This is a genomic window from Cupriavidus sp. 01L46, assembly GCF_056399905.1.
This window is the reverse complement of record NZ_JBFTSF010000368.1, coordinates 1-8,085: the sequence shown is the minus strand read 5'-3', so window position 1 is coordinate 8,085 and position 8,085 is coordinate 1. Positions and strand designations below refer to the sequence as shown.

Sequence of the window (8,085 nt, the reverse complement as noted above, 5' to 3'; positions counted from 1 at the left end):
GCCGGCACCCGTGCGCCGGCTGCTGCAGCGCACCATGGCTAACGGCCTGGCACGGGGATGGATGTGCAGACTTCTCCATTAGGCTAGCACAGCTATAATGCCGCGAGCCCTATCCCGAACGCGGCGCTGCGGCATTGCGGTCCTTCGCCGACAGAAGTGCTCAGCGCAATGCGCCACCGCGAGCCACCGGCCATTACTCGCCAGGTCGTCGCCAAATCGTCGCCAAATCGCGGCCAGTACCGTGCCAGAACCAGGCCAGAAGCCGGCCAGATCCCGACCAAACAGCGCCGCCACCCAGACCCCGTGCCCATCCACGCCCTCTTCCTGATTGCCTCAATGGCCCTCGTCGGCAGCAATGTCGGGCTGGGCAAGGCCATCGTCGCCTACGTACCCATCCTGCTGTTCGCGCTGCTGCGCTTCGCCATCGCCATTGTGTGCCTGGCGCCCTGGTACCGGCCCGCGCGCATGCGCGCCGTCTCGCGCGGCGAATGGTTCAACCTCTTCCTGCAAGCCTTTTTTGGCACGTTCCTGTTCACGCTGCTGATGCTGGGTGGCGTGCGGCTGACCAGCGCCATGGCCGCGGGCGTGATCACCAGCACCATCCCGGCGACCGTTGCCCTGCTCTCGTGGCTGATCCTGCGCGAACGGCTATCGCGGCGCACGGTATTCTCGGTCTTGCTGGCGGTGGCGGGCATCGCGATGCTGAACGTGGCACGTGGCACGGACCATGGCGGCGGCAGCGCTGCCAGCATCGGCGGCGAGCATGCGCTGCTCGGCAACCTGATGATCATGGGCGCGGTGATCTGCGAATCGATCTACGTGATCCTCTCGCGGCGGCTGGCGCAAACACTGGCGGCCATCGAGATCTGCGCCTATACGCACTTGATCGGCGGGCTGCTGATGCTGCCACTGGGCCTGATGCCGCTGCTGCAATTCGACATGACATCGGTTCCGGCGAGCATATGGTGGATGGTGCTCTGGTATGCGCTGTCGGCCAGCATCTTCTCGTTCTGGCTGTGGATGAAAGGCGTGCGCCATGTGCCGGCACAGATGGCGGGCGTGTTCACTGCGGTGCTGCCGATCGCGGCCGCCACCTACGGCATTGTGTTCCTAGGGGAGACACCGGGCTGGCCGCACGGCGTGGCACTCGCCTGCGTGCTGGCCGGCATCGCGCTGGCGAGCTGGCCCGGGCCGCTGGCCCGCCGCGCGTGGCGCGCCAGCAGGACAGGCAAGGGCTAGCCCATTGAGGGGTTTCGGCCCAATGCCGGCATCACGAAACCGCGGCCACGGCTGCGGTTTTTTTCGCCGAAAGCCGGCGCTTTAGCAGCACGCCCTTGCGGGTGGTTCTTTATGCCTGCGTGGTGACGAAGTTACCAACGGTGTTCATCGTACCCTTGCCGCTGCTCAGGTTAGCCGAGAGCGTCTGCAGGAACGACTACGCCATTTCGCCTGCCCGTAAGGCCCTGTAAGGCAAGCGTGGCAGGCACGGGAAGAACTCCGCGGCAGGTGGCGCATCGGCCAGCCGTGCGCAGCGAAGCGCACCTGCACTCCTGTCGACAGCCGCATGCAGTCCGGCACCTCCCCCTCGCTAGGTGTATGATTTCGGGCTGAATTTCCCCTCGACTGTCCTCCCCACAAAAATGACTGTCATCAAACAAGAAGACCTCATCCAGAGCGTCGCCGACTCCCTGCAATACATCAGCTATTACCACCCGATGGACTACATCACCAGCCTGGGCCGTGCCTATGAGCTGGAGCAAAGTCCCGCGGCCAAGGATGCGATCGCGCAGATCCTGACCAACAGCCGCATGTGCGCTGAAGGCAAGCGCCCGATCTGCCAGGACACCGGCATCGTGACGATCTTCGTCAAGGTCGGCATGGATGTGCGCTGGGATGGCGCCACCATGGGCCTGTCGGACATGATCAACGAAGGCGTGCGCCGCGGCTACACCAACCCGGACAACGTGCTGCGCGCATCCATCGTGAGCCCGCCCGAAGGCGGCCGCAAGAACACCAAGGACAACACCCCTGCCGTGATCCACTACGAAGTGGTCCCGGGCAATACAGTGGACATCCAGGTGGCGGCCAAGGGCGGCGGTTCGGAGAACAAGTCGAAGTTCGTCATGCTCAACCCGTCCGATTCCATCGTCGACTGGGTGCTCAAGACCGTGCCGACCATGGGCGCTGGCTGGTGCCCGCCGGGCATGCTGGGCATCGGMATCGGCGGCACYGCGGAGAAGGCCATGGTCATGGCCAAGGAATCGCTGATGGACCCAATCGACATCCAGGACGTGATCGCTCGCGGCCCGCAGGACTGGATCGAGGAAATGCGCGTCGAGCTGTACGAGAAGGTCAACGCGCTGGGCATCGGCGCGCAAGGCCTGGGCGGCCTGGCCACCGTGCTGGACGTCAAGATCATGGGCTACCCCACCCACGCGGCTTCCAAGCCGGTCGCGATGATCCCGAACTGCGCGGCCACCCGCCATGTGCACTTCACGCTGGACGGCAGGCAAGATGCTGACCGGCCGCGACGCCGCGCACCAGCGCATCGCCGACATGCTGGCCAAGGGCGAGAAGCTGCCGGTGGACTTCACCAACCGCGTGATCTACTACGTGGGCCCGGTCGATCCGGTGCGCGACGAAGCCGTCGGCCCGGCAGGTCCCACCACCGCTACCCGCATGGACAAGTTCACCGAGATGATGCTGGCCGAAACCGGCCTGATCTCGATGATCGGCAAGGCCGAGCGCGGCCCGGTGGCGATCGAGGCCATCAAGAAGCACAAGTCGGCCTACCTGATGGCAGTCGGCGGCGCGGCCTACCTGGTGGCCAAGGCTATCCGGCACGCCAAGGTCGTCGGCTTCGAAGACCTGGGCATGGAAGCCATCTACGAGTTCGACGTCAAGGACATGCCCGTGACAGTCGCCGTGGACAGCGAAGGCACCTCGGTACACAAGACCGGCCCCGCCGAATGGCAAGCCAAGATCGGCAAGATCCCGGTCGCTGCGCTGTAACGCGAACCACGCCGTGACAGCGACGCTGTCTGCAAGAGCCGGGTCATCCGACCCGGCTTTTTGCTACCTAACCTCTTGATTGCCTCGATCCCTCCTGTGAACAACGCACCCATCGGCATCTTTGATTCCGGCCTCGGCGGCCTGTCCGTATTGCGCGAAATCCGTGCCCTGCTCCCGCAGGAATCGCTGATCTATGTGGCCGACTCGAAGTACGYGCCCTATGGCGAGAAGCCCGAGCATTTTGTCGAGGCGCGCACGCTGCAGGTTTGCGAATGGCTGGTGGCCCAGGGCTGCAAGGCCCTGGTGATCGCCTGCAACACTGCGACCATGCATGCGGTGCAGACGCTGCGCGAAAAGCTGGCGTTGCCGATCATCGGCGTCGAGCCCGGCCTGAAACCCGCCGCCGCCGCCAGCCGCAGCAAAGTGGTTGGCGTGCTGGCCACGGGTAACACATTGAAGAGCACAAAGTTCGGCCGCCTGCTTGCCTCCCTGGAAGGCGAGAGCCGCTTCCTCTGCGAGGCTGGCGTCGGGCTGGTGCCGCTGATCGAGCAAGGCGATGTGGATGGCCCGGCCGTACGCGAGAAACTCACCGCCTACCTGTCGCCCATGCTCGAGGCCGGCGCCGATACGCTGGTGCTTGGCTGCACCCACTACCCCTTCCTGTCGGACACCGTGCGTGAGCTGGTGGGCGACCGTTTGACGCTGGTCGATACCGGTGATGCGATCGCGCGGCAACTTCGGCGCAAGCTGGCCGAGCACGACATGGCTGCAAACGCCGACGCGGTGCCCAACGACCGCTACACCTCGACCAAGGACGCCGCCCATCTGCGCGCCATGGCCGCGGCGCTGCTGCATGTGGATGCGCCCGCGGAAACCCTCGTGATCGAGCCCGCGCCGGCATTCGAATAAGGCATCGGCTCCCGCTTCAGGTCATTGCAGGAACCCCAGCGGCCGGCGCTGCCGCACATCCGGCTTGACGGCATGCTCCTGGCGCAACTGCGCCAGGAACTCGTCCGGCGTCAGCGTCTCGCCAAGCAGCACGCACTGACGCTTGACCGTGGCAAAGTCGCCCGGCGTCAGGCAATCCATCTTCGCCAGCTCCTCGCGCATGGTTGCATCCATGCGCTGCGGATCGGCATCCAGCGCTTCCTCGACGAACATCGCCGTGCGTTGCTCGGGCTTGAGCGGCAGGAAACGGATCTTGAACGAAAAGCGGCGCAGCGCCGCCTCGTCGATCCGCTCGAACAGGTTGGTGGTGCAAACGAAGATGCCGTTGAAGCGCTCCATGCCCTGAAGCATCTCGTTGACCTCGGACACCTCGTAATTGCGCACGGCGTTCTGCCGGCTTTGCATGAAGCTGTCGGCTTCGTCGAGCAGCAGGATGGCGCCGTCTTCCTCCGCGCGCGCGAACATCGCCGCGATCTGCTGCTCGGTTTCCCCCACGTACTTGCTCATCAGGTCGGAGGCGCGCCGGATCATCAGCGGTTGCTCGAGCGCGGCGGCGATGTGCTCGGCCAGCGCGGTCTTGCCGGTGCCGGGGGGGCCATAGAAACACAAGGTCCCGCGCTGCCGTGCCTTGAGCGCCTGCACGATCTTGCCGACCTCATAGCGTGTCTCCAGATTCAGGTAATCCAGGCGGTAGTGCGTCACCACCGGGCGCCCCTCCACTTCCGGGCGCAGTCCCATGGCGCGGTCGGCATGGTCAAGCTGCCGCAAGATCAGCGCCTCCACCGGCTCGGCCACGCCCGAGCCCGCCAGTTGCACGAAGCGCGCGGCCGATTGCACCTGCGCCGGCGTCAGGGTCTTGCGGGCGGCCAGCGACGCGATAAAGGCGTCGCTCACGTCCAGCGTGCCCAGGTGCTTGCGAATGATGTTCTCGCGCACCAGCGGGGGCGGGATCTTCAGCTCCAGGTGAAACTGGAAACGGCGCAGGTAGGCCGGGTCGATCTGGCGAATCGAGTTGGAAATCCAGATCACCGGGACCGGGTTCTGCTCCAGCGTCTGGTTGACCCAGGCCTTGCCGTTCACCGAGCCGCGYGGGTCCTCCTGGCCGAACAGGCTGGTGAGTTCGCGCGCGCTGCCCGGGAACACATCCTCGACTTCATCGAATAGCAGAGCCGTGCGCGGGCGGCCACGCAGGAACGCCTGCGACACCTGCAGCGAGCGATAGCGATCCTTGCCTGACAAGCTGTTGCCGTCGCGGTCCAGGCAGTCCACTTCGTACAACTCGCAGCCAGCCTCGCGCGCCAGCAGCCTCGCGAACTCGGTCTTGCCGGTGCCGGGTGGGCCGTAGATCAACACGTTGACGCCGCAGGCATGCTGCTGCGTGGCGTTGGCCAGCAGCGCCGACAGGTAGCGCGCATCGGTCTCCACGTGCGGATAGTCGCCGGTGCCAAGCGTGGGGGCGGCCGCCGGGCGCGTGAACACCGCCATCATCTCGGCTTCGTTCGCGTAGTTGCCAAGCAGAACATGCAGCAGCCGATCCGACAGGCGCATCAGGTCGCCCAGATCGGTCACGCTGTTCTCGGGCAGCGGCTGCTCGATCAAGTTGAGGGTCTCCAGGCGCGAGCCGGGCCGCAGCGAGATCGCCACCGCGGCCGGACTAGCGCCGGTCAAGCCGGCGAGGATCTGGAAGGCTTCCTGGCTGTGCGCCACCTTGCAGTCCACCATCACCGCGCGCAGGTCCCGCTTGTACTTTGCGAGCGCCGCGTACAGCAACAGCTTGCGCTCGTGCTCGGGCAAATCCAGCACATGGCTGAGCATGTCGATGTTACGCACCAGCAGCACGCGCTCGCCATCCAGCCGTGCTGCCAGCGCCGCCGCCGACGCGTCGAACACGGCGAACATATCCTTGGCGTGATGCTTGACGTACTCATCCAGATAGTAGAACAGCGCGCTCTCGTCGAACGCGCTGTTCCATTGCCCGTGCCGCTCCAGGAATTCTTCGGGCGTGAGGCGGGCGGCGCCTTTCCAGGCCGGCATATCGGCGCAGCGCGCGGCAAGGAAGCGCTGGACGCGCAACACCACACCATACGGCCACACCATCTCCTGGGCGCTGACGGTCAGGATGTCGTTGATATTGCTGCGCAGGTTGAATCTGGGCCCCAGCGAGCACACGACCCGCAGGGCGAACTGGGCGCACATCCAGTCGAGCGCGGAGGTGCATGGCGAGCCGGTCGCAGCACGCAGGAGGGTCGAGCGGTCGTCGTCGGCGAAACGGGTGAAATCCATGGCCTGGTCCTCTCGCACGGGGGGCGCCGCGGCCAGCGCGGCAAAATGCTCGAATGGCTCGGTTGGTTCGTCTTTTTCCTATGCTAGCGCGCTTTGTGGCAGATCGGGCATTGCCGGCAACCCTGTGCCGTGCGAGAGCGCGCATTTTGTCGCAGCCACGGGAAGCCATCGCCAAATCGGCGTATAAAGACGGCTGCGCGGCAGCGATTCAATGCATTGCACAAAATGCCACCAAATAAGAATCATTATCGTTTATACTGGCGACCTGACACGCTGCCTCGAGAGCGGCGCTCCCACCGGCATCACTGTTGAAGGAGCGTTTATCATGGAATTGCTGCTTAGCTTGCTGGTCGGTTGTGGCATCTCGCTGATCCTGTTCTATCGCAAATAGGCCCTATCGCTAATAAAGCCGGCGCCGCGCCAATTCGCCGACATCTGCTGTTTTCTCATGTTCGATCAACGTTTTTTCAAGATCACGCTCGCCGTCCTGCTGTTCCACGCCGGCCTGCTTTACCTGATCCAGAGCGGGCTGGGGCGCAAGATCACGGAGGCCGTGATCTCGCCCGAAGTCGTCGCCCGCATCATCCCGCTTGAGCCACCCCAAAAACCCGCCGTAGAGACGCCAAAGCCCAAACCGGAAACCCCGCCCAAACAGGTGAAGGTCACCACACCCAAGCCTGCACCGCCGCAACCGCGCCCCACGCCGACGCCGGTGGCATCGCTGCCGCCTACGCCCAATGCCGTGGAAGCGCCGCCCGCGCCGCCTGCCCCGCCGGCACCGCCTGCGCCCGCCCCCGAGCCAGCCGCTCCTGTGTCGGCAGCGCCACGCGCGGTCGGCATTGGCGAGATCCAGTGCAGCCCGCCGCAGCCAACCTATCCGTCGCAATCGCGCCGCATGGGTGAAACCGGCAAGGCCGTGGTGCGTCTGACTACTGACGATACCGGCAAGGTGGTCAAGACCGCGGTCGTGACCTCAAGCGGATCCTCCAGGCTGGATCAGGCCGCCGAGGACGCGGTGCGACGCATGCGCTGCAAGCCCTATCTGGACAACGGTCGTGCCGTGGCGGTTACCGCCCAGCAGCCGATCGGGTTCGAACTCAACTGATTTCAATACCGACCTCACCAGGAACCAACATGCAGGACCTCGGACTTTCTCACCTCTGGACGCAAGGCGATTTCGTCATGCGTGCCACCGCCATCATTCTGCTCATCATGTCGCTGGCTTCGTGGATCGTGATTCTCACGAAGGCGTGGGACCTCTTCCGGCTCAAGAAGATGGCGCATGGCGCCGAAAAGCAGTTCTGGCACTCCGACGATTTCGACCACGCCCTCGAAACCCTTGGCAGCAGCGAAGCCAACCCGTTCCGCACGCTCGCCATGACCGGCAAGGAAGCCGCGCAGCACCATCGCGCCAGCCAGCCGCAGCTGCACGACGTGATGGACATCTCGGACTGGATCACCCGCTCGCTCAAGAGCGCCATCGACGAGGCCGTTGCACGCATGCAATCGGGCCTGGCCGTGCTGGCATCCGTCGGCTCCACCGCGCCTTTCGTTGGCCTGTTCGGTACCGTATGGGGCATCTATCACGCGCTGATCAACATCGGCGCCTCCGGCGTGCCGACCATCGACAAGGTGGCAGGCCCGGTGGGCGAGGCGCTGATCATGACCGCCTTCGGCCTGGCCGTTGCGATCCCCGCCGTGCTCGGCTACAACGCGCTGACCCGCGGCAACAAAGGCGTGATCTCGAAACTCAACCGCTTCGCCCACGACCTGCACGCCTACTTCGTCACCGGCGCCCGTGTGCGCCCGACCAGCGCCAGTGCGCGTGCCACCGATGACAAC

General features: G+C 65.0%; 5 protein-coding genes and 1 pseudogene. 5 read left to right on the top strand and 1 reads right to left on the bottom strand.

The features are described from left to right. Positions 1 to 303 precede the first annotated feature (303 nt). The 3 genes and pseudogenes from AC1DS3_RS34485 to murI all read left to right on the top strand — a co-directional run bounded on the left by AC1DS3_RS34485 (position 304) and on the right by murI (position 3,921). Positions 304 to 1,239 carry a DMT family transporter gene (locus AC1DS3_RS34485; protein ID WP_441640378.1) on the top strand — a complete coding sequence of 312 codons (936 nt, stop codon included), beginning with the start codon at positions 304 to 306 and terminating at the stop codon, positions 1,237 to 1,239. 401 nt (positions 1,240 to 1,640) lie between these two features. Then, a pseudogene (locus AC1DS3_RS34480) lies at positions 1,641 to 3,012 on the top strand (fumarate hydratase). A 96-nt stretch (positions 3,013 to 3,108) separates the two neighbouring features. Beyond that, positions 3,109 to 3,921 (top strand): glutamate racemase, encoded by an 813-nt coding sequence (gene murI, locus AC1DS3_RS34475; RefSeq protein WP_477128940.1) that lies wholly within the window; start codon positions 3,109 to 3,111, stop codon positions 3,919 to 3,921. Positions 3,922 to 3,942: 21 nt separating this feature from the next. Here murI and AC1DS3_RS34470 read toward each other — a convergent pair whose 3' ends face one another. Beyond that, positions 3,943 to 6,243 carry an AAA family ATPase gene (locus tag AC1DS3_RS34470; RefSeq protein WP_441640376.1) on the bottom strand — a complete coding sequence of 767 codons (2,301 nt, stop codon included), beginning with the start codon at positions 6,241 to 6,243 and terminating at the stop codon, positions 3,943 to 3,945. Positions 6,244 to 6,691: 448 nt separating this feature from the next. On the opposite strand from AC1DS3_RS34470, the gene AC1DS3_RS34465 reads away from it, so the two are divergent. Continuing rightward, the gene (locus tag AC1DS3_RS34465) at positions 6,692 to 7,348 is read left to right on the top strand and encodes an energy transducer TonB (protein WP_441640375.1); all 657 of its coding nucleotides are present in this window, start codon (positions 6,692 to 6,694) and stop codon (positions 7,346 to 7,348) included. Between the two features lie 29 nt (positions 7,349 to 7,377). Further along, positions 7,378 to 8,085, top strand: a 708-nt coding sequence (locus AC1DS3_RS34460; RefSeq protein ID WP_477128939.1) for a MotA/TolQ/ExbB proton channel family protein, incomplete at its 3' end; no start/stop codon positions are given.